Origin of the sequence: Ornithinimicrobium kibberense (genome assembly GCF_006519705.1) — a bacterium.
Taxonomy (GTDB): domain Bacteria; phylum Actinomycetota; class Actinomycetes; order Actinomycetales; family Dermatophilaceae; genus Ornithinicoccus; species Ornithinicoccus kibberensis.
The window spans coordinates 33836-57022 of sequence record NZ_VFXM01000014.1 but is presented as its reverse complement, the minus strand read 5'-3'; the positions used below and the strand labels follow the sequence as shown (position 1 = coordinate 57022).

Annotated in this window: 22 protein-coding genes and 4 tRNA genes; 7 read left to right on the top strand and 19 right to left on the bottom strand. The window is 72.9% G+C overall.

All coding sequences use genetic code 11. The annotated features are described in order from the left end of the window. Positions 1-4: 4 nt before the first annotated feature. The 4 genes from rplK to FJR00_RS12610 form a co-directional block, all read right to left on the bottom strand. Complete coding sequence (gene rplK, locus FJR00_RS12625; RefSeq protein ID WP_075956912.1) at positions 5-433, bottom strand: 50S ribosomal protein L11; 429 nt, start codon at positions 431-433, stop codon at positions 5-7. 92 nt (positions 434-525) lie between these two features. Then, positions 526-1371 (bottom strand): transcription termination/antitermination protein NusG, encoded by an 846-nt coding sequence (gene nusG / locus FJR00_RS12620; protein WP_141339046.1) that lies wholly within the window; start codon positions 1369-1371, stop codon positions 526-528. Positions 1372-1439: 68 nt separating this feature from the next. Further along, entirely contained in the window at positions 1440-1688 is a 249-nt protein-coding gene (gene secE / locus FJR00_RS12615) for a preprotein translocase subunit SecE (RefSeq protein ID WP_075956914.1), read from the bottom strand. 68 nt (positions 1689-1756) lie between these two features. Further along, positions 1757-1829 (bottom strand) — tRNA-Trp (locus FJR00_RS12610). Between the two features lie 108 nt (positions 1830-1937). On the opposite strand from FJR00_RS12610, the gene FJR00_RS12605 reads away from it, so the two are divergent. Continuing rightward, entirely contained in the window at positions 1938-3161 is a 1224-nt protein-coding gene (locus FJR00_RS12605; RefSeq protein ID WP_075956915.1) for a pyridoxal phosphate-dependent aminotransferase, read from the top strand. Positions 3162-3264: 103 nt separating this feature from the next. On the opposite strand, the gene argG is transcribed toward FJR00_RS12605, so the two are convergent. Next, positions 3265-4716 carry an argininosuccinate synthase gene (gene argG / locus FJR00_RS12600; RefSeq protein WP_141339045.1) on the bottom strand — a complete coding sequence of 484 codons (1452 nt, stop codon included), beginning with the start codon at positions 4714-4716 and terminating at the stop codon, positions 3265-3267. Positions 4717-4801: 85 nt separating this feature from the next. On the opposite strand from argG, the gene FJR00_RS12595 reads away from it, so the two are divergent. After that, positions 4802-5842, top strand: coding sequence for an adenosine deaminase (locus FJR00_RS12595; protein WP_141339044.1), 1041 nt, complete (start codon positions 4802-4804; stop codon positions 5840-5842). A gap of 45 nt (positions 5843-5887) precedes the next feature. On the opposite strand, the gene FJR00_RS12590 is transcribed toward FJR00_RS12595, so the two are convergent. The 9 genes from FJR00_RS12590 to FJR00_RS12550 form a co-directional block, all read right to left on the bottom strand. Next, positions 5888-6964, bottom strand: coding sequence for a UDP-N-acetylmuramate dehydrogenase (locus FJR00_RS12590; protein WP_238330482.1), 1077 nt, complete (start codon positions 6962-6964; stop codon positions 5888-5890). A gap of 89 nt (positions 6965-7053) precedes the next feature. Next, positions 7054-7464, bottom strand: a complete 411-nt coding sequence (locus FJR00_RS12585) for a MaoC/PaaZ C-terminal domain-containing protein (protein ID WP_075956918.1) — start codon at positions 7462-7464, stop codon at positions 7054-7056. Continuing rightward, positions 7464-7910: an FAS1-like dehydratase domain-containing protein gene (locus FJR00_RS12580; RefSeq protein WP_141339042.1), complete on the bottom strand. Its 447-nt coding sequence runs from the start codon at positions 7908-7910 to the stop codon at positions 7464-7466. The genes FJR00_RS12585 and FJR00_RS12580 overlap by 1 nt, the downstream gene beginning before the upstream one ends. 128 nt (positions 7911-8038) lie before the next feature. After that, the gene (gene rpmG, locus FJR00_RS12575; RefSeq protein ID WP_075956919.1) at positions 8039-8206 is read right to left on the bottom strand and encodes a 50S ribosomal protein L33; all 168 of its coding nucleotides are present in this window, start codon (positions 8204-8206) and stop codon (positions 8039-8041) included. A gap of 42 nt (positions 8207-8248) precedes the next feature. Then, a tRNA-Met gene (locus FJR00_RS12570) sits at positions 8249-8325 on the bottom strand. A 33-nt stretch (positions 8326-8358) separates the two neighbouring features. Further along, positions 8359-8431 (bottom strand) — tRNA-Thr (locus FJR00_RS12565). Positions 8432-8540: 109 nt separating this feature from the next. After that, positions 8541-9491, bottom strand: coding sequence for a MaoC/PaaZ C-terminal domain-containing protein (locus FJR00_RS12560; protein WP_202876667.1), 951 nt, complete (start codon positions 9489-9491; stop codon positions 8541-8543). Next, positions 9488-10909: a 3-oxoacyl-ACP reductase gene (locus tag FJR00_RS12555; protein WP_141339041.1), complete on the bottom strand. Its 1422-nt coding sequence runs from the start codon at positions 10907-10909 to the stop codon at positions 9488-9490. Before FJR00_RS12555 ends, FJR00_RS12560 begins: the two co-directional genes overlap by 4 nt. A gap of 2 nt (positions 10910-10911) precedes the next feature. After that, positions 10912-12204 (bottom strand): acetyl-CoA C-acetyltransferase, encoded by a 1293-nt coding sequence (locus FJR00_RS12550; RefSeq protein ID WP_141339040.1) that lies wholly within the window; start codon positions 12202-12204, stop codon positions 10912-10914. 106 nt (positions 12205-12310) lie between these two features. Between FJR00_RS12550 and FJR00_RS16015 the strand changes: the two genes are divergently transcribed. Together FJR00_RS16015 and FJR00_RS12540 are read left to right on the top strand one after the other, a co-directional pair. Further along, complete coding sequence (locus tag FJR00_RS16015; protein WP_202876666.1) at positions 12311-12979, top strand: TetR/AcrR family transcriptional regulator; 669 nt, start codon at positions 12311-12313, stop codon at positions 12977-12979. Positions 12980-13008: 29 nt separating this feature from the next. Then, entirely contained in the window at positions 13009-15075 is a 2067-nt protein-coding gene (locus FJR00_RS12540; RefSeq protein WP_238330479.1) for an acyl-CoA dehydrogenase family protein, read from the top strand. A 73-nt stretch (positions 15076-15148) separates the two neighbouring features. On the opposite strand, the gene rocD is transcribed toward FJR00_RS12540, so the two are convergent. The 4 genes from rocD to FJR00_RS12520 form a co-directional block, all read right to left on the bottom strand. Beyond that, positions 15149-16372: an ornithine--oxo-acid transaminase gene (gene rocD, locus FJR00_RS12535; protein ID WP_141339039.1), complete on the bottom strand. Its 1224-nt coding sequence runs from the start codon at positions 16370-16372 to the stop codon at positions 15149-15151. Between the two features lie 127 nt (positions 16373-16499). Beyond that, positions 16500-17855: an MFS transporter gene (locus tag FJR00_RS12530; protein ID WP_141339038.1), complete on the bottom strand. Its 1356-nt coding sequence runs from the start codon at positions 17853-17855 to the stop codon at positions 16500-16502. A gap of 16 nt (positions 17856-17871) precedes the next feature. Beyond that, positions 17872-19320 carry a DUF4389 domain-containing protein gene (locus tag FJR00_RS16605; RefSeq protein ID WP_141339037.1) on the bottom strand — a complete coding sequence of 483 codons (1449 nt, stop codon included), beginning with the start codon at positions 19318-19320 and terminating at the stop codon, positions 17872-17874. Positions 19321-19442: 122 nt separating this feature from the next. Then, a complete protein-coding gene (locus FJR00_RS12520; RefSeq protein WP_141339036.1) occupies positions 19443-19940 on the bottom strand; it encodes a YajQ family cyclic di-GMP-binding protein in 498 nt (165 codons plus the stop codon). 77 nt (positions 19941-20017) lie between these two features. Between FJR00_RS12520 and FJR00_RS12515 the strand changes: the two genes are divergently transcribed. The 3 genes from FJR00_RS12515 to FJR00_RS12505 all read left to right on the top strand — a co-directional run bounded on the left by FJR00_RS12515 (position 20018) and on the right by FJR00_RS12505 (position 22280). Further along, positions 20018-20100, top strand: a tRNA-Tyr gene (locus FJR00_RS12515). 184 nt (positions 20101-20284) lie between these two features. Then, positions 20285-20827 (top strand): RNA polymerase sigma factor, encoded by a 543-nt coding sequence (locus FJR00_RS12510; RefSeq protein ID WP_141339035.1) that lies wholly within the window; start codon positions 20285-20287, stop codon positions 20825-20827. A 22-nt stretch (positions 20828-20849) separates the two neighbouring features. After that, positions 20850-22280 (top strand): hypothetical protein, encoded by a 1431-nt coding sequence (locus tag FJR00_RS12505; RefSeq protein WP_141339034.1) that lies wholly within the window; start codon positions 20850-20852, stop codon positions 22278-22280. Positions 22281-22305: 25 nt separating this feature from the next. Here the strand turns inward: FJR00_RS12505 and htpX are convergent, their stop codons facing one another. Next, entirely contained in the window at positions 22306-23181 is an 876-nt protein-coding gene (htpX, locus tag FJR00_RS12500) for a zinc metalloprotease HtpX (protein WP_141339033.1), read from the bottom strand. Between the last annotated feature and the right edge of the window lie 6 nt (positions 23182-23187).

Here is a 23187-nt window from a genome sequence, read left to right as displayed (position 1 = left end):
TCGGTCACTGGACGGTGACGCCCATCGACCGGGCGGTGCCGGCGATGATCCTCTTGGCCATCTCGATGTCGGTGGCGTTGAGGTCCTGCATCTTCATCTCGGCGATCTCGGTCAGCTGGGCGTCCGAGATGCTGGCGACCTTGGTCTTGTGCGGCTCGCCGGAGCCCTTGGGCACACCGGCGGCCTTCTTGATCAGCTCGGCGGCCGGCGGGGTCTTGGTCACGAAGGTGAACGAGCGGTCCTCGTACACCGTGATCTCGACCGGGATGACGTTGCCGCGCTGGGACTCCGTCGCGGCGTTGTACGCCTTGACGAACTCCATGATGTTGACACCGTGCTGGCCCAGCGCGGGGCCGACGGGGGGCGCGGGGGTGGCCGCACCGGCCTGGATCTGCAGCTTGATGAAGCCGGAGACCTTCTTCTTGGGGGGCATGTGCCTCTCCTTGGGGGTCGTGGGCCGACGCCGTGGGCGATGACCCGGTTGCATGCCCGGCGCCGGTCGGCGTCGGGCGGAGGTCGCAGCGGCTAGAGCTTGGCGACCTGGTTGAAGGACAGCTCGACCGGGGTCTCGCGGCCGAAGATGGACACGAGCACCTTGAGCTTGTTGCTCTCGGGGATGATCTCGGAGATCGTCGCCGGCAGGGTCTCGAAGGGCCCTTCCATGACGGTGACGGACTCGCCGACCTCGAAGTCCACCGGGGTGCCGGTCGCGGCACCGCCCGCAGCGGCGCCGGAGGCGGCTGCGCCGGAGGCGCCGGCGGTCCCGGCGGCTGCGGGGGCCTCGAAGGTGGGCGCCAGCATGGAGACGACCTCGTCGATGCTCAGCGGCACCGGCTGGTGGGCGTTGCCGACGAAGCCGGTGACGCCCGGCGTGTGCCGCACGGCGCCCCAGGACTCGTCGGTGAGGTCCATCCGGACCAGCACGTAGCCGGGCATCCGCACGCGGCGCACCTGCTTGCGCTGGCCGTTCTTGATCTCGGTGACCTCCTCCATGGGGACCTCCACCTCGAAGATGTAGTCCTCCATGTTGAGGCTGGTGATCCGGGTCTCGAGGTTGTGCTTGACCCGGTTCTCGTAACCGGCGTAGGAGTGCACGACGTACCAGTCGCCGAACTTGCCCCGCAGGACGGACTTGAACTCCTCCAGCGGGTCGGCCGGTTCGTCGTCGGCGACCTCCGCGTCGTCGGCGGCGTCCTCGTCCTCGACGGTCTGCGGGTCCTCCTCGGCGGTCTGGGGGTCGTCCTCGGCGTCGTCGAAGCGCTCGGCCGCCGCCAGGTCGGCCTCCTGCACGGACTGCTCGGCGCTGCCCTCGTCGACGGAGGGGTCGCCGGCGCCCAGGCGGACGTCGGTCTCGGGGGTCTGCTCGGCCATGCCCTACTTCCTCATACGGTGTCGTCGTCGCGACCACGGTCGCGGCGCGGGTGCTCGGGTGCTGCTGGTCAGGAGGCGAACACGACGCCCATCAGCCAGCGGAAGATCTGGTCCAGGCCGAACACGTAGCCCATGACCGCCGCGACGAAGACGAGCACCACGATGGTGTAGGTGATCAGCTCCTGCCGCGTCGGCTGGACGACCTTGCGCAGCTCGGCCAGAACCTGCTCGACGAAGGACGACGGGCGGGCAGGCTGACCGGTGCCGGTCGGGCCGCCACGCGCGACACCCTCGGTGTCGTGGGCCGGGTTCGCCACGGATCGCCTCTCCTCGTGCTGTAGATGATGCGCGGCCGGCGTCCGGACCTCGGACCCGACCGCTCGCGCAGGGCATGAGGGACTCGAACCCCCAACCGCCGGTTTTGGAGACCGGTGCTCTACCAATTGAGCTAATGCCCTTCACCGGGTGCGCTGCGCCGACCGCCGCGGGGTGGCAGGCTGGCGCACGGTGCGAACACCCGAACAGGCAGTCTACGTGAGCCCCTCCCCAGGTGCAAAGATGGGCGGGTGAGCGAGCAGACCCAGACCCCCAGGACCCGCATCTCCGCCCGGATCGGCTCCATCGCCGAGTCCGCCACCCTGGCGGTGGACGCCCGGGCCAAGGCGCTCAAGGCCGAGGGCCGACCGGTCATCGGTTTCGGCGCGGGCGAGCCCGACTTCCCCACCCCCGACTACGTCGTGGAGGCGGCGGTCCAGGCGGCCCGCAACCCGGTCAACCACCGCTACTCCCCCGCCGGCGGCCTGCCCGACCTGAAGAAGGCTGTCGTGGCCAAGACGCAGCGCGACTCGGGGTATGCCGTGGAGCCGGCGAACGTGCTCGTCACCAACGGCGGGAAGCAGGCGGTCTACAACACCTTCGCCACCCTGCTCGACCCGGGCGACGAGGTCGTCCTGCCCACCCCCTACTGGACCACCTACCCGGAGGCGATCCGTCTCGCGGGCGGGGTTCCGGTGGAGGTCTTCGCCGGGGCCGACGCGGCATACCTGGTCACCGTCGAGCAGCTCGAGGCCGCCCGCACCGACCGCACCAAGGTGCTGCTCTTCTGCTCCCCGTCCAACCCCACCGGTGCGGTCTACCCGCCCGAGCAGGTCGAGGCGATCGGCCGGTGGGCCCTGGAGCACGGCATCTGGGTGGTCACCGACGAGATCTACGAGCACCTCCTCTACGACGGGGCGCAGGCGCCCTCGATGCCGGTCGTCGTGCCTGAGCTGGCGGACACCTGCGTCGTGCTCAACGGGGTGGCCAAGACCTACGCGATGACCGGCTGGCGGGTGGGCTGGATGATCGGCCCGACGGATGTCGTCAAGGCGGCGACCAACCTGCAGAGCCACGCCACCTCCAACGTCGCCAACGTCTCCCAGCGGGCGGCGATCGCCGCGCTGGAGGGGTCGCTGGACGCCGTCGACGAGATGCGCACGGCCTTCGACCGCCGGCGACGTCTCATGGTCGACATGCTCAACCAGATCGAGGGGGTGCACTGCCCCGTGCCCCAGGGCGCCTTCTACGCCTACCCCTCGGTCGAGGGCGTGCTCGGCAAGGAGATCCGTGGCCGTACGCCGCGGACCTCCGCCGAGCTGGCCGCCCTCATCCTCGACGAGGTCGAGGTCGCGGTCGTGCCCGGCGAGGCGTTCGGACCCAGCGGCTACCTGCGGCTGAGCTACGCCCTGGGCGACGACGACCTCACCGAGGGCGTCGGCCGGATCCAGGCGCTGCTGGGCGAGGCCCGCTGACCCGGTCGGGCGACCGGAGGCCGGACGGCCCGAGGCAGCGAAAGTCGCCCGGAGCAGGGGAAATTTCCCCCGTTCCGGGCGACTTTCGTCGTTTCAAGCGATGTCAGTCGGTGCCGAACTCCATCGCGGCCCAGTCGAGGGCCTCCTCCTCGTCCTCGGTCGGCCCCACGCCGCCGGCGATGCGCTCGGCGCCGCCGGGGGTCAGCTCCCCGACGAGCGAGGTGGTGGCCAGCCCCATCGCGGACGCGGCCGCCCCGCCGCTGCCGAGCAGGCCCATCCCGACGTACTGCTCCAGGCGCGCCCGCGAGTCCGCGATGTCCAGGTTGCGCAGGGTCAGCTGACCGATCCGGTCGGTCGGCCCGAAGGCGGCGTTGGTGACCCGCTCCATCGAGAGCTTGTCCGGGTGGTAGGAGAACGCCGGCCCGTCGGTGCTCACGATCGAGTAGTCCTCCCCCCGCCGCAGCCGCAGGGTGACCTCGCCGGTGACCGCCGAGGCGACCCAGCGCTGCAGGGACTCGCGGATCATCAGCGCCTGCGGGTCCAGCCAGCGGCCCTCGTACATGAGCCGGCCCAGCCTCCGGCCCTGGCCGTGGTAGGCCGCGATCGTGTCCTCGTTGTGGACCGCGTTGACCAGCCGCTCGTAGACGATGTGCAGCAGGGCCATCCCCGGCGCCTCGTAGATCCCACGGGACTTGGCCTCGATGATGCGGTTCTCGATCTGGTCGGCCATCCCCAGCCCGTGCCGGCCGCCGATCTCGTTGGCCCTCATGACGAGCGCGACCGCGTCCCCGTCGAAGTCGTCGCCGTCGATGGCGACCGGACGCCCGTCCTTGAAGGCGATCGTGACGTCCTCGGTGGGGATCTGGACCTCCGGGTCCCAGAAGCGCACGCCCATGATCGGCTCGACCAGCTCGATCCCGACGTCGAGGTGCTCCAGCTTCTTGGCCTCGTGGGTGGCGCCCCAGATGTTGGCGTCGGTCGAGTAGGCCTTCTCCTTGCTGGCCCGGTAGGGCAGGTCGCGCTCGGAGAGCCACTGGCTCATCTCGTCGCGGCCGCCCAGCTCGTGCACGAAGGCCTCGTCCAGCCACGGCTTGTAGATGCGCAGCTGGGAGTTGGCCAGGAGGCCGTAGCGGTAGAACCGCTCGATGTCGTTGCCCTTGAAGGTGGAGCCGTCGCCCCAGATGTTGACGCCGTCCTCCTTCATCGCCCGGATGAGCATCGTGCCGGTCACGGCCCGGCCCAACGGCGTGGTGTTGAAGTAGGTCCGACCGCCGGAGCGGATGTGGAAGGCGCCGCAGGCGAGGGCGACCAGGCCCTCCTCGACCAGCTCGGGGCGGCAGTCGACCATGCGGGCGATCTCGGCGCCGTACTCCTGCGCTCGCGCCGGGACGGTGTCGATCTCCGGCTCGTCGTACTGGCCGATGTGGGCCGTGTAGGTGCAGGGCACGGCGCCCTTCTCCCGCATCCACGCGACCGCCACCGAGGTGTCCAGACCGCCGGAGAAGGCGATCCCGACACGTTCACCGACAGGGATGCTCGTCAAGACCTTGGACATGCACCACAGTGTATGCGTTGTCGCGCATAGATATGCAATCCGCAGGTCAGCGGCACCCGAGGGGGTGAGCAGGTATACATGGCTCATGGTCGAGAGGTCCGTCGCGGAGCTGCCCAAGGCGCACCTGCACCTGCACTTCACCGGGTCGATGAGGGTCTCCACCGTGCGCGAGATGGCGCAGCGGCACGGGATGCGGCTGCCGCACGCCTTCACCACGGACTGGCCCCCGCGGCTCTCGGGGCAGGACGAGCGCGGCTGGTTCCGCTTCCAGCGGCTGTACGACTCCGCCCGGGCCTGCGTCCGCACCGAGGACGACCTGCGACGGATCGTCCGCGAGGCGGCCGAGGACGACGCGGCCGAGGGCTCGCGGTGGCTGGAGCTCCAGGTCGACCCGACCTCCTACGCGCCGTACGTCGGCGGCCTGACGCCGGCCCTGGAGATCGTCCTCGACGAGGCCCGGGCCGCGAGCGCCACGACCGGCACCCAGGTCGCGGTCGTGGTCGCCGCCAGCCGGATGCGCCACCCGCTCGAGGCACGGACGCTGGCCCGGCTGGCGGCCCGCTACGCCGGGGAGGGTGCGGGGACGGTGGTCGGGTTCGGGCTGTCCAACGACGAGCGTCGGGGGACGACCAGCGAGTTCGCCGCGGCCTTCCGGATCGCGGCCCGGGCCGGGCTCTCCAGCGTGCCGCACGCCGGTGAGCTGCTCGGCGCCGACCACGTGGACGTCGCCCTCGAGCACCTGGTGCCGGACCGCCTGGGGCACGGGGTCCGTGCGGTCGAGGACCCGGCGGTCCTGCGCCGGGTGGTGCAGGAGCAGGTCACCCTCGAGGTGTGCCCGACGAGCAACGTCGCGCTGGGCGTCTACCCGACCCTGGCCGACGTGCCGCTGCGGGGATTGCTGGAGGCGGGGGCCCGGGTCGCCCTCGGCGCGGACGACCCGCTCCTGTTCGGCCACCGCCTGGTCGCGCAGTACGACAGCGCCCGCCAGGACCACGGCCTGACCGACGAGCAGCTGGCCGAGCTGGCCCGTGGGTCCATCCGCGGGTCGTCGGCGCCCGTGGCGGTGAAGGCCGAGCTGCTCGGCGCGGTCGACGCGTGGCTCGGCGACAGGCCGGTCACGGGCTGACGGCACCGAGGAGCACCGTGGGTGGCCCCGCGGACGGGGCGGACCTCAGAGCTGCAGACCGACCAGCACCGGCTCGTTGACCAGGCGCACGCCGAACGCCTCGTCGACGCCGTCGCGCACCTCCCGCGCCACCTGGAGCACGTCCTCGGCCCGCGCGGAGCCGCGGTTGGTCAGGGCCAGGGTGTGCTTGGTCGACAGCCCGGCCGCCCGCCCGTCGCGGGTGGCGTACCCCTTGCCGAAGCCGGCCCTCTCGATCAGCCAGGCCGCCGAGGTCTTGACGTGCTCCTCGTCGCCGCCGGGGAACTCCGGCGGGGCGGGCGCGTCGGGGCCGAGCCGTGCGGCCGCCCGTGCCCGCAGCCGGGCCATCTCGTCGAGCCCGAGGACCGGGTTGGTGAAGAACGACCCGCAGGACCAGGTGTCGTGGTCGCCCGCCTCGAGCACCATGCCGCGGCGCCGCCGCTGCTCGAGCACGGCGGTCCGGGCGTCGGCCAGGGGGACCCGCTCCCCCAGGGCGATCCCCAGGCCGTCCGCGAGCGCGGCGTACCGAACCGGCTGGGACAGCTCGGTCGGGCGCAACGAGAAGGTGACCGAGAGGACGACGTGGCGCGGCGTGACGGCACCGCCGGGCGCGCCCTCCCCCAGCATCGACTCCTTGAGGACCGAGTGCCGGTAGGAGAACTGCAGGTCCGCGGCGAAGAGGGTCCGGACCCGTTGCTCGACGCGGTCCCACACCCGGACCGAGGCGATGGTCTGCGCGACCTCCTGGCCGTAGGCACCGACGTTCTGCACGGGGGTCGCCCCGGTGGAACCGGGGATGCCGGAGAGGGCCTCGATGCCTGACCACCCGTGCTCGACCGCGTGCGCCACCACGTCGTCCCAGACCTCGCCGGCGGCGACCGTGGCGGTCACTCCCCCGCAGGCGCTGTCGTGGGGCACCTCGATCCCCGACGTGCGGACGTGGACGACCGTCCCGGGGAAGCCCTCGTCGGCCACCAGCAGGTTGGACCCGCCGCCGACGACCAGCAGCGGCTCGCCCGCCGCGTCGACCTCCCGCACCGCCTCGACCAGCTCGGTCTCGGTGGTGACGGGGACGAGCCGGCGCGGCGGCCCGCCGACGTGCATCGTGGTCAGGTCGGCGAGGGAAGGGTATGCCGTGCCGCCCCCTCCGGCGGCGGTGCCGGGGTCCACGGGGGCGGATCCCTGGGGAGCGGTCATGCGCGGACCACGGCCTGGCACCGGCCGAGGACCTTCCGTCCTCCGCTGGTGACGGTCAGCTCGAGGGTCTGGGTGCCCGCGGCCTCGTCGGTCCTCTTCACGGCTCCCTCGACGTGGATCTCGACCGTCGCGTCCTCGGGCACCACGACCATGCCGGTGAACTTCGTGGAGCAGGACAGCACCCTGCCGGGGTCGCCGCCGACGTAGGCGGTGACGACGTCGAGCGCGGCGCCCATCGTCCACATGCCGTGCGCGATGACGTCCTCGAGCCCGGCCGCGCGGGCGGCGGCGGTGTCCTGGTGGATCGGGTTCTGGTCCCCGGAGGCGGCGGCGTAGTCGAGGAGGCGGGCGCGGTCGACGGGGACCGTGCGGGTCAGCGCGGCAGCGTCGGTGGTCAGCTCGCTCATCAGGACTCCCCCCGGACGACGATCGTGGAGGTGACGGTCGTCACCGGCCGACCGCCGTCGTCGGTCAGCTCGACGCGGGTGGAGACCATGCCGTGCCCACCGGCCTCGCGCATGCGGTCCACGTGCAGCACGCCGGTGAGGACGTCGCCGGCGACGATCGGCCGGTGGTGGGTGAAGCCCTCCTCGCCGTGGACGACCCGGGTGAAGTCGATGCCGGCCTCGGGGTCCTGGACGAGCTGCGCCTCGCACCGCTGCGCGAGCCGGACGGCGAAGGTCGGCGGGGCGACGACGTCGCGGTGCCCCAGCGCCTGCGCGACCGCCGGGTCGCGGTGGGCCGCAGCGGTGGCGCCGACGGCGGCGGCGAAGTCGGCGATCTCCTCGCGGCTGACCGGGAACGGTCCGGCCGGCGGGTACTCCCGGCCGGCGAAGTCGGTGTTGAGGGCCATGCGCGTCAGCCTATCGGGGCGGGTGCGGCGGTCCCGGTGCGACGTCGACGCCGGCGGCGCACGTCATACCCGGGGACGACGAAGGCCGTCACCCTCCTGGGGTGACGGCCTCGTGTGGCGCAGCAGCGTCAGCGGGTCTCGCGGTGGGCGGTGTGCTTGCCGCAGCGGGGGCAGAACTTCGCCATCTCGAGCCGGTCGGGGTTGTTGCGCCGGTTCTTCTTGGTGATGTAGTTCCGCTCCTTGCACTCGGTGCACGCCAAGGTGATCTTGGGGCGGATGTCGGTGCTCTTGGCCACGGTGCAACCTGCTCTCGAGACGATGGGGTGGTGCTGTCGGGGTGGTAGCGGGAGCGGGGCTCGATCCCGCGACCTCACGATTATGAGTCGTGCGCTCTAACCAGCTGAGCTATCCCGCCTCGGGCGGCGATCCTGACGGATCGTCCTGCCAGAGCCCCCAAACGGAATCGAACCGTTGACCTTCTCCTTACCATGGAGACGCTCTGCCGACTGAGCTATGGGGGCGGGCTGTCGTTCCTGCCGGCCAACCGGCCCGCAGGCAGCGATCCGCAACTTTACACGACCGTGCCGGGCAGTCCAAAACCCGACCGCCCGGCACGGTCGCCGGCCCGGATCAGCCGTGCTCGGCGTCCCGGCCGGTGGCCGCGGGAGCCGCGGTGACCTGCATGGTCAGGTGCAGCCTGCCCCCGTCACGGTCGGTGACCGCGAACCGGCCACCGTCGCCCTCGAGCTCACCGCGCAGGACGACGGTCGAGGGCAGCAGGACGGGCTTGACGAACTGCACCTCGACGGTGGCCACCTCGGGGACCCTCGACCTGGCCGCGGCGAGGACCCGGGCGTGGGTCCACATGCCGTGGGCGATCGCGCGCGGGAAGCCGAGCGCCTTGGCGGTCAGCCCCGTGAGGTGGATCGGGTTGGCGTCGCCCGAGACGGCGGCGTAGCGGCGCCCCAGGCCGGCCGGCAACCGCCAGCGGGCCATCTCGGTGGTCGGCAGCCCACGGTCCTCGGCCTCCGCGCCCGCCACCTCCGGGGCGGCGCCTCCGTCGGATCCCCCCTGGCCCACGGACGTGGCCTCCTGGGGGGAGGACGTGCGGGCCAGGTAGGTGCTGCGGCCCTCCCAGACCACCTCGTCGCCCACGCGGACCTCGCCGCACAGGTCGACGGTGCTGCCGCGGCGGTGCGGCCGGACGTTCTCGGCCCAGCTGGACAGCACCAGGGTCTCGGCGGCCCGCACCGGCCGGTGCAGCGTCATGGTGTTGGCCACGTGCACCATCCCGACCATCGGGAACGGGAACGACCGGTCGGCCATCAGCTGCACCTGGAGGGGGAAGGTGAGCACGTGCAGCCAGGTGGCCGGCACGGTGTCGCCCAGGACGTCGCCGGTGACCTCGCAGTAGTCCCGCAGGCGGGCGAGGTCCTGCTCGACACCGGGCAGGACGAGCCGGTGGCCCGGCAGGGCCCCGTCGGCACCCTTGCGGCCGCGGCTGGTGACCACGGCCCGGGCCAGGAGCGTGGGGATGCGGGGCGGTCCGTCGAGCAGACGGACGTCGACGTCGGTCATCATGCCCCCAGCTGCGACTGGCCGCAGACCCGCAGCACCCGGCCGGTCACGGCCGCGCTGGCGGGCTGGGCGAACCAGGCGATCGTCTCGGCGACGTCGACCGGCCGGCCGCCCTGCTGCAGGGAGTTGATCCGTCGGCCGATCTCCCGGGTGGCCACCGGGATCTTCGCCGTCATCTCGGTCTCGATGAACCCGGGGGCGACGGCGTTGACCGTGATGCCACGGGCGGCCAGCCGCTCGTCCGCGCCCATCGCCCGGACCAGCCCGATCACGCCGGCCTTGGAGGCGGCGTAGTTGGCCTGGCCGCGGTTGCCGGCGATGCCGGAGGTGGAGGCGACGCCGACGATCCGTCCGCCGTCGTCCAGCCCGCCGGGCAGGTCGGGGTCGAGGAGGACCTCGTTGATCCGGACCTGGGCGGCGAGGTTGACCTCCAGCACGCTGCCCCACCGCTCCTCGTCGGTGTTGACCAGCAGGCGGTCGCGGGTGATGCCCGCGTTGTGCACGATCGTGTGGATGCGTGCGGCGTCGCCGAACCGCTGGGCCACGTGGCCGGCGATGCGCTGCCCGGCGTCGGCGGCGGTGATGTCCAGCTGGAGGGCGGTGCCGCCGATGCGGTTGGCCACCTGGGACAGGCCCTCGCCGCCGGCCGGCACGTCGACCGCCACGACCATGGCCCCGTCCCGGGCGAAGGTCTCGGCGATGCTCGCGCCGATGCCACGGCCGGCGCCGGTGACCACGACCACCTGGCCCTCGAAGGGCCGCTCGGAGGTGATCTCGCGGACGCGTGCCTCGTCGGCGTGGCCGACGTGCAGCACCTGCCCGGAGACGTAGGCCGACCGTCCCTCCAGGAGGAAGGACAGGGTCGAGGCCAGGTCGGTCGCGGTGGTGGGGGCGTCGGTGAGCAGGTCGACGCGCACCAGGTTGGCGGTCGCGCCCTTGCGCAGCTCCTTGCCCACGCTGCGGACCACGCCCTCGAGGGCCTGCTGGACGGCGACCGCCACGGGACCGCCGGCCGTCTCCGGCTCGACGCCCACGACGACCACCCGGCCGGAGGCCTCGAGGGCCCTGAGCGCGGGACGCAGGACCCCCCGCAGGGCCTCCAGGTCCTCGATGGCGGTCGCGGCGGTCGCGTCGACGAGCACCGCGCCGACCGTGCCGGGGTAGGGCGCCGGCACCTGCCGGGTCCTGCCCTCGTCGGTCGTCTCGGTCACCCGCGTCTGCGGCGTGTCGACCAGCGCGTCGTCGGCGGCCACCCCCAGGACGTCCAGGGTCCGGCGCACGAGGGTCGGCGCCCCGCCGGCGGCACCGAGGACGACCGGGCCGGTCGGCAGGTCCCGCCCGCGGCGCAGCCGGGTGGGCTGGGGGACGCCCAGCTGACGGGCGAGCGGGTTGGACGTGAGCAGCTGCACGAGGTCGGCCATGGTCAGCACCCTTCCAGGATCGCGACGACGCCCTGGCCGCCGGCGGCACAGATGGAGACGAGCCCGCGCGAGCCCGGGCCCTTCTCGTGGAGCAGCTTGGCCAGGGTGGCCACGATGCGGCCGCCGGTGGCGGCGAAGGGGTGCCCCGCGGCGAGCGAGGACCCGTGGACGTTGAGCCTGGAGCGGTCGATCGAGCCCAGCGGGGCGTCCAGACCGAGCCGGTCGCGGGCGAACTCCTCGCTCTCCCACGCGGCCAGGGTGGCCAGGACCGTGGAGGCGAACGCCTCGTGGATCTCGTAGTGGTCGAAGTCCTGCAGGCTCATCCCCTGCCGGGCCAGCAGCCGGGGGACGGCGTAGGCCGGGGCCATGAGCAGACCCTCGTCGCCGGAGACGTAGTCGACCGCGGCGACCTCGGCGTCGACGAAGCGGGCCAGGACGGGCAGGTGCCGCTCCTGGGCCCACTCGCGGCTGGACAGCAGGACCGTGGCGGCCCCGTCGGACAGGGGCGTGGAGTTGCCCGCCGTCATGGTCGCGCCCTCGCCCTTGCCGAAGACCGGGCTGAGCGTGGCCAGCTTCTCCACGGAGGTGTCCGGCCGCAGGCCCTCGTCGCGGGAGAGCCGCAGGAATCCGGTGGCCAGGTCGTCGAAGAAGCCCGCGTCCCACGCGGCGGCCAGGTTGTGGTGGCTCGCGGCGGCCAGCTCGTCCTGCGCCTCCCGGGTGATGCCCCACTCCTTGGCCGTGCGGGCCTGGTGCTCGCCCATGGACAGCCCCGTGCGCACCTCGGCGTTGCGGGGGGTCTCCGGGGCGAGGTCGCCGGGCCGGATGCCGGCCAGCGCCTTGACCCGGTCCAGGGGGGTCTTGGCCGCGCCGGCCTTGAGCAGCGCCTTGCGCAGGCCCTCGCCGACGGCGATCGGGGCGTCGCTGGCCGAGTCGACCCCGCCGGCGATGCCGGCCTCGATCTGGCCCAGGGTGATCTTGTTGGCCACCTGGATGACGGTCTCCAGGCCGGTGCCGCAGGCCTGCTGCAGGTCGTAGGCCGGGGTGGTGGGGTCCAGGGCCGAGCCGAGCACGGCCTCGCGGGTGAGGTTGAAGTCGCGCGCGTGCTTCAGCACGGCACCGGAGGCGACCTCCCCCATCCGCTCGCCGGCCAGCCCGAAGCGGGCGACGAGCCCGTCGAGGGCCGCGGTGAGCATGGCCTGGTTGGACGCGGTGGCGTAAGCCCCGTTGGCCCTGCCGAACGGGATGCGGTTGCCGCCGACGACGACGGCGTCTCGCGGGGTGGGCTGGTCGGGCATCGACTCTCCTCGGGACGGGCCGGCACCGGGCCGGCACGACATGGGCGGAACAGGTATCCGGTACCGACTGTAGCCGATACGGCCGGTACACGGTACTGTGAACCCCATGACCACCGTCGGCCGCCCTCGCCGCGCCCCCGTCCGCGGGGTGCGGGACGGACGCGACGTGCGCTGGGAGGCCCACCGCACCGAACGCCGCCGCCAGCTCGTCGAGGCCGCCCTGCGGGCCGTGCGGGCGCACGGGGCCGGCGTGGGGATGGACGAGATCGCCACCGAGGCGGGCACGAGCAAGACCGTGCTCTACCGGCACCTGGGCGACCGGGCCGGGCTCTACCGGGCCGTCGTGGAGGCGGTGGACGGCCGGATCCTGGCCGACCTGGCCCAGGCCCGGGCGACCGGTGACGACGTCGTCGAACGGATCGCGGCCATGGTCCGGTCCTACCTGCGTCTGGTCGAGCAGGACCCCGAGATCTACCGCTTCGTCATGACCCGTCCGCTGGAGACCACCGAGGTCGACCCGGCCGACCCGGTCCACCAGCTCACCGACCGCATCGCCGAGCAGCTGGGCGCCATCCTGCGGGAGCACCTCGAGACGGTCGGCCACCCCGACGCCGCCACGCTGGCCCCGCTCTGGGGGCACATGGTGGTCGGGATGGTGCGCTCGGCCTCCGAGCACCGGCTGACCCGTCCGGTGGAGGACGCCCAGGACGCCGAGACCCTCGCCCGGGCGGTCGTGGCCCTGCTCCGCCCCGCCCTGACCGACACCCACCCGTGACCAGCTCCACGTCATACCGGAGGACCACGATGACCGAGACCACCCAGGCGACCAGCTCCCCCCAGGCCCCCGCGCCGCCCTCCGACCCGGCCGCACCCGAGGTGCCGATGACGGCCGCGGCCGGCGAGGGCGCGACCACCGTGCGCACCACCGAGGAGCTGACCCCGCTCGGCGAGGGGCTGCGCCGGGCCACGGCCGGCCGCTACGGCCCCGTCCGGGAGCTGATGCGCAGCACCCTGCCGGCCGACCTCATGGTCCGCGACCCCGCCCTGTCGATGGAGGAGGCCCGCGACTGGACGGTGCAGACCGTGCGCTCGCTGCTGGAGCTGGGCCTGGGCGGCACCGGCTTCCCGACCTCGGTCGGCGGGCTGGACGACGTCGGCCGCTCCTGCGTCGACTTCGAGATGACCGCCCACGGCGACCTGTCGGTCACCGTCAAGTCCGGCGTGCACTTCGGGCTCTACGGCGGGGCGGTCACCTCCCTGGGCACCGACCGCCACCACGAGGAGTTCCTGCCGCCGGTCATCTCGATGGAGCAGATCGGCTCCTACGCGATGACCGAGTTCGGGCACGGGTCGGACGTGGCCTCCCTGGAGACGACGATCACCCACGACCCGCGGACCGACGAGCTGGTCGTGCACTCCCCCACCCCCTCGGCGACCAAGACCTACATCGGCGCCGCCGCCCGGGACGCCCGGATGGCGGCCGTCTACGGCCAGCTGGTCGTGGACGGCGTCTCGCACGGCGTCCACGTCGTGCTGGTGCCGGTCCGGGACGAGCAGGGTCGCCCGATGCCGGGGGTCACCCTCGGCGACAACGGCCACAAGGGCGGGCTGCTCGGCGTCGACAACGGGACGATGACCTTCGACCATGTGCGGGTGCCCCGCCGGATGCTGCTGGACCGCTACGGCGGCATCGACGACGAGGGGCGCTACGTCTCCGACATCGAGGGGGACAGCAAGCGGTTCTTCACGATGCTCGGCACCCTGGTCCGGGGACGCATCTGCGTCGGCGTCGGCGCCGGGGTCGCCTCGCGCAAGGCCCTGTCGATCGCCACCCGCTACGCCCTGCGACGACGGCAGTTCGACGCGCCCGGCCGCGACGACGAGGTCCTCCTCATGGACTACCGGGCCCACCAGCGCAAGCTGCTGCCGGCGATCGCCACCACCTACGCGCACACCTTCGCGCTGAACGAGTGCGTCGACCGGCTCCAGGAGCTGCACGAGGCCTCCGAGAAGGACCAGGTCGCCCAGCGCGAGCTGGAGACCCGGGCCGCCGGGCTGAAGGCCGTCGTCACCCGCTTCGCCAACGACACGATCCAGGTGTGCCGGGAGGCGTGCGGCGGGGCGGGGTACATGGCCGAGAACGGGCTGACCGTCCTGCGCGGCGACGCGGACGTCTTCGCCACCTTCGAGGGCGACAACACGGTCCTGCTGCAGCTGGTGGCCAAGGGGCTGCTCACGGGCTACCAGGAGATGTGGGGCGACCTGGACACCCGCGGCATGGTGGCGGCGGGCGCCCGGATGATCGGTGGGCAGGTCGTCGAGGCCACCGCGGTCCGGCCGCTGGTCAACCGGCTCGTCGCGGCCGCCGCCCGCCGGTCCGAGGACGAGACCCTGCTGGACCGGGGATGGCACCTGGCGATGTTCGTCGACCGGGAGAAGCACGTCCTGCAGACTTTGGCCAACCGGCTGCGGTCCCGGGCCAAGGACGAGGACTCCTTCGCGGCGTTCAACGACGCCCAGGACCACGTGCTCATGGCGGCCCGCACCCACATGGACCGGATCGTCCTCGAGGCCTTCGTCGAGGGCATCGAGGCGTGCGAGGACGGCGAGGTCCGGGACGTGCTGGAGCGGCTGTGCACCCTCTACGCGTTGACCTCCATCGAGGCCGACTCCGGGTGGTTCCAGGCGCACAACCGGATGTCGGCGGCCCGCGCCAAGGCGGTCACCGCCCAGATCAACACGCTGTGCGGCGAGCTGCGGCCGCACGCCCTGGGGCTCGTCGAAGGCATGGGCGTGCCCGAGGCCTGGCTGGGCTCGGCGATGCTGTCGCAGGACCCGGCCCGCTGGACCCCGGGCACCACCCCGGCCTGACCGCCGGGACGTCCGGCCGCACGGACCTGACGGGTTCAGGTGAACCCGACGGGTCGGTGCGGCCTGGCGCGTCTCAGCCCTGGCGGGCCTCGGCGACCACCTCGGCCAGCGCGTCGGTGACGATCTTCAGCTCCTCTGCGGTGATCGTCAGCGGCGGGGCCAGCCGGATCGTCGAGCCGTGCGTGTCCTTGGCCAGCACGCCCTTGACCGCGAGCGCCTTGCAGGCCTCCTTGCCGGACAGCAGCCCGGGGTCGATGTCGACCCCGGCCCACAGGCCGCGCACCCGCACCTCCTCGACGCCCTGCCCGACGAGCGCCTCCAGGGCCTGGCGGAACTGGCCCTCCAGGGCGCGGGCGTTCTCCTGGTGCTCACCCGAGGCGAGCAGGTCGCAGACGGCCTTGCCGACCGCCGCCGCGAGCGGGTTGCCGCCGAAGGTGGAGCCGTGGGTGCCCGGCGTGATGACCCCCATGACGTCGGCGTCCGCGGCGACCGCCGACACCGGCACGATGCCGCCGCCGAGCGCCTTGCCCAGGGTGTAGACGTCGGCCTCGACGCCCTCGTACTGGCAGGCCAGGGTGGTGCCCACCCGGCCCAGGCCGGCCTGGATCTCGTCGGCGACCATCAGCACGTTGCGGTCGGTGCACAGCTCGCGCAGACCGGGCAGGAACCCCTCCTTGGGGATCTTCACGCCCTGCTCGCCCTGGATCGGCTCCACGAGCACCGCGACGGTGTTGTCGTGGATCGCGGCCTCCACCGCGGCCAGGTCGCCGTAGGGCACCGAGACGAAGCCCTGGGTGTAGGGGCCGTAGTGGTCCCGCGCCTCCGGGTCGTCGGAGAAGGAGATGATCGTGGTCGTGCGGCCGTGGAAGTTGCCGTCCATGACGATGATCTCGGCCCTGTCCGCCTCCACCCCCTTGACGAGGTAGCCCCACTTCCGGGCGATCTTCAGCGCGGTCTCCACGGCCTCGGCCCCGGTGTTCATCGGCAGGATCATGTCCTTGCCCACGAGCTCGGACAGCGCGGCGCAGAACGGGCCCAGCTGGTCGTTGTGGAAGGCGCGGCTGGTCAGGGTGGAGCGGTCGAGCTGGTCCTTGGCGGCCTGCACCAGCGCGGGGTGACGGTGGCCGAAGTTCAGCGCCGAGTAGCCGGACAGCGCGTCGAGGTAGCGGCGGCCCTCCACGTCCGTGACCCAGATCCCCTCGGCGTGCTCGACGACGACGGGCAGCGGGCTGTAGTTGTGGGCGGCGACCTTGTTCTCGAGGTCGATGAAGTCCTGGTTGGTCGACAGCTGCGTCATGGTCGTCATCCTAGGGGTGGGGCCGGTGGTGGACCGGGGTACGGGTCGGCAGGGCGCGCGGTCCGGCGGCGCCGACGGACCTGTGGGGAAAGTATGCAGTGTCAAGAATAAGTATGCAAAGACCGGGTCAGGTCGCGTCGAGGCTCTCCCCCGCCCGCTCGGGCAGGAGCAGGTATGCCGCGACGGCCCCGACGAGGAAGGTGCCCCCGAACAGGGCGAAGAGTCCGGCGTTGCCCCACAGGACGAGCAGGGCGGGGACCGACAGCGGTGCCACGATGGAGGCGATCCGGCCGAAGCCGGCCGCGGCGCCCGCGCCCGACCCGCGGACCGAGGTGGGGTAGATCTCCGGGGTGACGGCATACAACGCCCCCCAGGCCCCCAGGTTGAAGAAGGACAGCGCCATGCCGGCGGCCAGGACCTGGGTGGTGCCGTCAGCAAGGCCGAACAGACCGGCGGAGACCGCGGACCCGACGAGGAAGGAGGCCAGCGTGACGCGGCGCCCCCACACCTCGACCAGGACGGCCGCCAGGGCGTAGCCGGGCAGCTGGGCCAGCGTGATGACGAGCGTGTAGCCGAAGGAGCGCACCAGGTCGTAGCCCTGGGCGTAGAGCAGGCTGGGCAGCCAGATGAAGGCTCCGTAGTAGGAGAAGTTGACGCAGAACCAGACCAGCCAGATGCCCAGCGTCCGCCGCCGGTAGGTCGGCGACCACAGCTGCCCGGGCGTCTTCGGGGGGACCGGGGGCAGCGGGCGGCTGCGGGCGGGCGGCTCGACCCCGGCGGAGTCCTCGAACCGGCGCACGACCGCCTCGGCCTCCTGGGCACGGCCGCGCCGCTCGAGGAACAGCGGGGACTCCGGCAGGCCCCACCGGATCACGACCGCCCACAGGGCGGGGACCAGCCCGATGGCGAACGCGTAGCGCCAGCCGTCCTCGAACCGTGGCACGACGAAGAAGCCGACGAGCGCGGCCAGCAGCCAGCCGACGGCCCAGAACGACTCCAGGGCCACGACCATCCGGCCGCGGATGCGCGTGGGCGAGAGCTCGCTCACCAGCGTGGAGGCCACGGGCAGCTCCGCCCCCAGGCCGAGCCCGACGAGGAAGCGCAGCAGGAGGAGCACCGCCAGGCCGGTCGCCAGGGCGGAGGCCCCGGTGGCCACGCCGTAGACGAGCAGGGTGAGGGCGAACACGGTGCGGCGCCCGTAGCGGTCCGCGAGCATCCCGCCGAAGGTGGCCCCGATCGCCATGCCGACGAACCCGATGGACAGCAGCCAGGACTGCTCGGTGCGCGTCAGGTCCCAGGACGTGGCGATCGCCAGGCCGACGAAGGAGATGAGCCCCACGTCCATGGCGTCCAGCGCCCAGCCGGTGCCCGCACCCAGCAGGGTGCGGGTGTGCTCGCGGGTGTAGGGCAGGCGCCCCATCCGCTCCGCGCGGGTGGGGGCCTGCTCAGGCGGATCCGCGCCCAGTGGCGTCGCCGTCGACATGGTCGCCGATCCTAGGTCACTCCCGGCCGCCCGCCTCGGCCGCCCGCACCGCGAGGGCGATCGCCGCGCCACCCCCGATGAGGAGGACCACCCCCAGGGCCAGCAGCGTCCCGCCGAGGGGCCGGGCCCAGGGCATGGTCGCGGCCACGTCGATCCGGGCCTCCAGACCCCGGGCGCCGTCGGCCGGCATGACGACGGCGACCCAGCGGCCGGAGGTCGCCGGCAGCTCGACCGACTGCAGGCCGGGGCCCTCGGCGCTGGCGACCCAGACGTCGTGCCCGTAGGGGTCGGTGCGGGGGGCGACGCCGGCGACCTCGCGTACGTCGGCCGTGAGCGGGCCGGTCTGCACGGTGTGCTCGACCCCGGCGAGGTAGGACGCCGCGTCGTCGGCCCGGGCGACACCCACGAACACCTCGCCGCCGTCGGCGTCCTGGGCACGGACCCGGACCTCGCCGAGCCCCTCGTCCAGGCCGAGGCCGCGCAGCTCGAGCGGCTCGGTGGCCACGGCATACCCGTCCGTCTGCACCCGCAGCGTGGGGCTGGTCACCCAGCCGTCGTGGCGCAGCGCGGCGACGCCGGCGCCGCCGACGACCAGCCCGAGGCCCAGCAGCAGGGCCAGGGCCCCGGCGACCACGGCGACGGTGCGGCCGGCGGTCCAGGCGTGCGACCTGCCGGTGCCCGGGCGCCGGGCCGGGAGGGGCTGGTCCTGCGGGGCGACGGCGCCTGTGGTCGGCCTCAGGGTGTCCTGGAGGTCGCCGCGGCCACCCTGGTCCAGCCGGAACGGCGGGTAGGTGTCGGTCATCAGGCCGGCGTAGGCGGCCACCCGCAGCACCCAGCGGTTCAGGCCGAGGAGCAGGTCGTAGAGGCCCTGGGGGTAGCGGCCGGTGAAGAGCAGGAAGAACCCGGCCACCACGGCCAGGAGGGCGATCAGGCCGCCACTCTCCCAGGCCCACCGGGTGCCCTCCGCGGTCTCCCAGGCCAGGCCGTCCACGCGGCCGTCGTCGACGAACCGGATGCCGTTGGTCGTCAGCAGCCCGACGATCAGGTAGTGCGGGATCGCCAGCAGCCACCACTTGACGAGGACGAGGCCCCGCGAGAGCTGCCCGGGCGGGTCGACCTCGAGGTGGGCCGGGTAGTCCGGGACGTCCTGCAGGGTGAACGGCGGGTAGCGGTCGGTCGCGAGGGCGCCGTAGGAGTAGTAGGCCACCCGCCAGCTCCACCGGAGGACGCCGACGTTGAAGTCGAAGATCGCGCGCGGATACCGCCCCGTGAACAGGATCGCGAAGAACGCGACGACCGTGAGGACCACGAAGGCCGCCCACAGCACGGCGAGCACGATCGCGTGCGGGACGACCAGCACCCACTTGACCAGCCACAGTCCACGGGAGGGCCGGTCCGGACTGGGGCCGGCGATGAGGTGGAGGGGGTATGCGGGAATGGTTCCCGGTGCGAGGACCGCAGTCATCGCGATCACCTTCTTTTTGTCATTACCACCCTATCTCTCCCCGGGAGGCGGCGAAAGAGGCTCGGCCCCGCCGTGACCAAGGTCACCCCTCCACCGCCACACGGCGGGGGCCGACCCCGTGGTCAGCGGTAGTTGGTGAACTGCAGCGCCACGTCCAGGTCCTTGCCCTTGAGCAGGCGCTGGACCTCCTGGAGGTCGTCGCGGGACTTGGACGTCACCCTCAGCTCGTCCCCCTGGATCGTCGGCTTGACCCCCTTGGGTCCCTCGTCGCGGATGATCTTGGCGATCTTCTTGGCGTTCTCGCTGGAGATGCCCGACGTCAGGGCCGCCTCCAGACGGTACTCCTTGCCCGAGGCCCGCGGCTCGCCGTCGTCGCTGTACTCGAGGTGCTTGAGCGAGACGCCGCGCTTGACCAGCTTGGTCTGCAGCACGTCGAGCACGGCCTTGCAGCGCTCCTCGCTGTTCGCCGCCATCGTGATGGTCTCGCCGGACAGCTCCACCCTGGCCCCGACGTTCTTGAAGTCGTACCGCTGGCTGATCTCCTTGGCCGCCTGGTTGACGGCGTTGGCGACCTCCTGGTGGTCGACCTTGCTGACGATGTCGAAGGACGAGTCGGCCATGACGGCATACCTCCTGCTGCGCTCGGTTCGGACGCGTGGTCCCGTCCTGTTATCCTTTCATCCGCGCGCAGCGCACTGGCAGGTTGTCCGAGCGGCCAATGGAAGCGGACTGTAAATCCGTCGGCGTATGCCTACGCAGGTTCGAATCCTGCACCTGCCACCCCTGCGAGAGGGCCCCACCACGGTGGGGCCCTTCGCCGTTCCGGGCCGGTCGGACCTCGCCTCCCCCCTCGCCCGGCGACGGTCCCGCGGCGCGCTTCGTGCAACACCGGGCCCGCCGGGGACATAGTGCGGGTGTCGGCCCCCGACCGGGGGCCGGCGCCACTCGTGCGCCAGGAGGAGCGATGGCCGGCAGCCTCGCCGACGACGACGGACCGGCCGTCCTCGCCGTGGACACCCGGGACGCCGCATGGTTCGACGCCTTCTTCGCCGACCACGCGACCGCCGTGCACCGCTACTTCGTGCGACGGGCCGCCCGCGACGACGCGGAGGACCTCGCCGCCGAGGTGTTCGCCACGGCCTGGCGGCGCCGGGACCGCATCCCGGCCGGCTTCGAGCTGCCGTGGCTCTACCGCACCGCCTCCTACGTCCTGGCCAACCACCGGCGACGACCGACGCTGACGCTGATCTCGGAGTACGGCAACGAGCAGGAACGGCACACCACGCGCACGGCCAACCCCGCCGAGCTCGTCATGGCCGACCAGGAGGTGCGCGCGGCGATGGCCCGGCTCAGCAGCCGCGACCGGTCCGTACTCATGCTGCACGCCTGGGAGGGCATGGACGGAGAGGGCCTCGCCAAGGCCCTCGGCCTGACCCGCGGCGGCGCCGCGGCCGCCCTCTCCCGCGCCCGGGCCCGGCTGCGCCAGGCCTGGTCCGAGGACCACTGAACGACCCAGGAGGAGCTGCACCATGGTCGACCACGACGACGAGGCCCTGGCCCGTCTGCGGGCCAGCGACCCGGCCACCGGGTCCCATCCCGACCTGCGGACGCTGCGGGCGCGCATCGCTGGCAAGGCGCCGGACAGCCTGGGCGCGGACCGGGCCACCGCCGTCCCCGACGAGGTGTGGCGGGGGAGCCGGGGAGCGACCCTCCCCTGGGTGGCGGCGACGGTCGCGCTGGCCCTGGGCATGGGCTCGGGGGGCTACGTCCTGGGCGCCCGCGGCGGCGAGGACCCCGGGGTCGTCGCGGCGCGCGAGGCGGACGCCGGCCCCGCCGTCGACGACGCCCTGCCGGGCCTGTCCCCGGGCGCGCAGCCGGTCCAGGACATGGAGGGCTCGCTGCCGGCGTCGGAGGACGGGGTGCCGACGAGCGGGGGGACCGTGGAGGGGGCGAACTACGACCCGGGACCGGTCCGGCTGGTTGCGGGCGAGGACCTGCCGGAGGAGCGCACGACCGCGGAGGTGCGCACGCTGGTGTCGGATCTCGACGCGGAGGAGTTCCTGGCCGACTGGGCCCGGTCCCTGGGGCTGGACGGGGCCGGCGTCGTGGAGGCCGACGACCTCTGGGGGGCCGGACAGGGTCTCTACGACCCGGCGACGGGACGCATGCTCAGCGTCCACGCCGCCGACGGCGGGGCGCTGAACTACTCCTACGAGGACAGCTACCGCTCACCCTGGTGCCGGGAGATGGTCCCCAGCGACGAGGAGGGCCGGGCGCAGATGGCCCAGGAGTGGACGGACGCCATGGGACCGGACGTGCCGATGCCCGACCCGGCCAACTGCCGCGAGGTCGCCGGCGAGACACCGACGCCGGACCAGGCGGTCGCGGCCGCGCGCGACTTCCTCACCGGCACGGGGGTGGTCGGCGAGGACTGGGACCTGGTGGCCCCGGGCTGGGACGACCCCACCTCCGGCACGGTGGCGGTCGAGGGCCGGCCCGCCGCCTCCAGCTTCCAGGAGCTCAGCGTCACGGTCACGGTCGGGCCCGAGGGGGTCGTCAGCGCCTGGGGAGTGACCGGGGAGCCCACCTCCCTGGGGACCTACCCGGTGATCTCGCCGGTGGAGGCCGTGCAGCGGCACGGTCGCCGGGAGTTCTCCGTCGACTACGGCGTCTCGATCCTGGAGGACCTCTCCGGGGCCACCGACGACGGGGCCTCGACGTCGATGCCCTACCCCGAGCACGAGCTGCCCGGCCCCACCCCGCCGGAGCCCGGGATGAAGATCCCCATGCTGCTCAAGGACAAGACCGTCACCGCGGCCGAACTCGTCCGCGGCACCATGTGGACCCAGACCGGCGGTTCGCTCGAGGTCCCGGTGTGGAAGCTGCTCACCGGCGACGGGATGCACTACACCGTGATGGCGGTGGCCGACGAGGCGATCGACTGGCAGAGCTGGGAGTGAGGCTCCCGGTGTCGGCGCCGGCGGGTCAGCGGCGTTCGATGCCGGGCTGCCGCGCCTGCGCCATCCCCTCCAGCCGGGCGATCCGCTGGTCCATCGGCGGGTGGGTGGCGAACATCTTTCCGATGTCCTTGGCGCGGAACGGGTTGGCGATCATCATGTGCGCCGCGTTCTGGAGCCGGGGCTCGGGCGGCAGGGGCGCCCGCGCGGTGCCGGTTTCGAGCTTGCGCAGCGCGGAGGCCAGGGCCAAGGGGTCGCCGGTGAGGGCGGCGCCGTCCTCGTCGGCGTCGTACTCCCGGGTCCGGGAGATCGCCAGCTGGATGACCGTGGCCGCGAACGGGGCGAGCAGCGCCATCGCCAGCATGGCCAGCGGGTTGCCGCCGTTGCCCCGGCCGGCCCCGCCGAAGAACAGCATCATCTGGGCCACGGAGGTGATCACGCCGGCGATCCCGGCGGCGACCGAGCTGGTGAGGATGTCCCGGTTGTAGACGTGCATGAGCTCGTGCCCGAGGACGCCGCGCAGCTCGCGCTCGTCGAGCAGGTGCAGGATCCCCTCGGTGCAGCACACCGCGGCGTTCTCCGGGTTGCGGCCGGTCGCGAAGGCGTTGGGCGCGGCGGTCGGGCTGACGTAGAGCCGGGGCATGGGCTTGCCGGCCTGGGCGGAGAGCTCCTCGACGATCCGGTACATCTGCGGCTGCTGCTCGGGGGTGACCGGCTGCGCACGCATCGCCCTGATGGCCAGCTTGTCGGAGTTCCAGTAGCTGTAGAAGGTCGTGCCCAGGCCGATCAGGGCGAAGAGCCAGATGTAGCGTCCTCCGCCCACGACCGCGCCCAGCCCGAGGAAGAGCGCCATGATGGCGCCGAAGAGCAGCGCGGTCTTGGCGCCGTTGAAGTGGTTGTGCATGTCGGG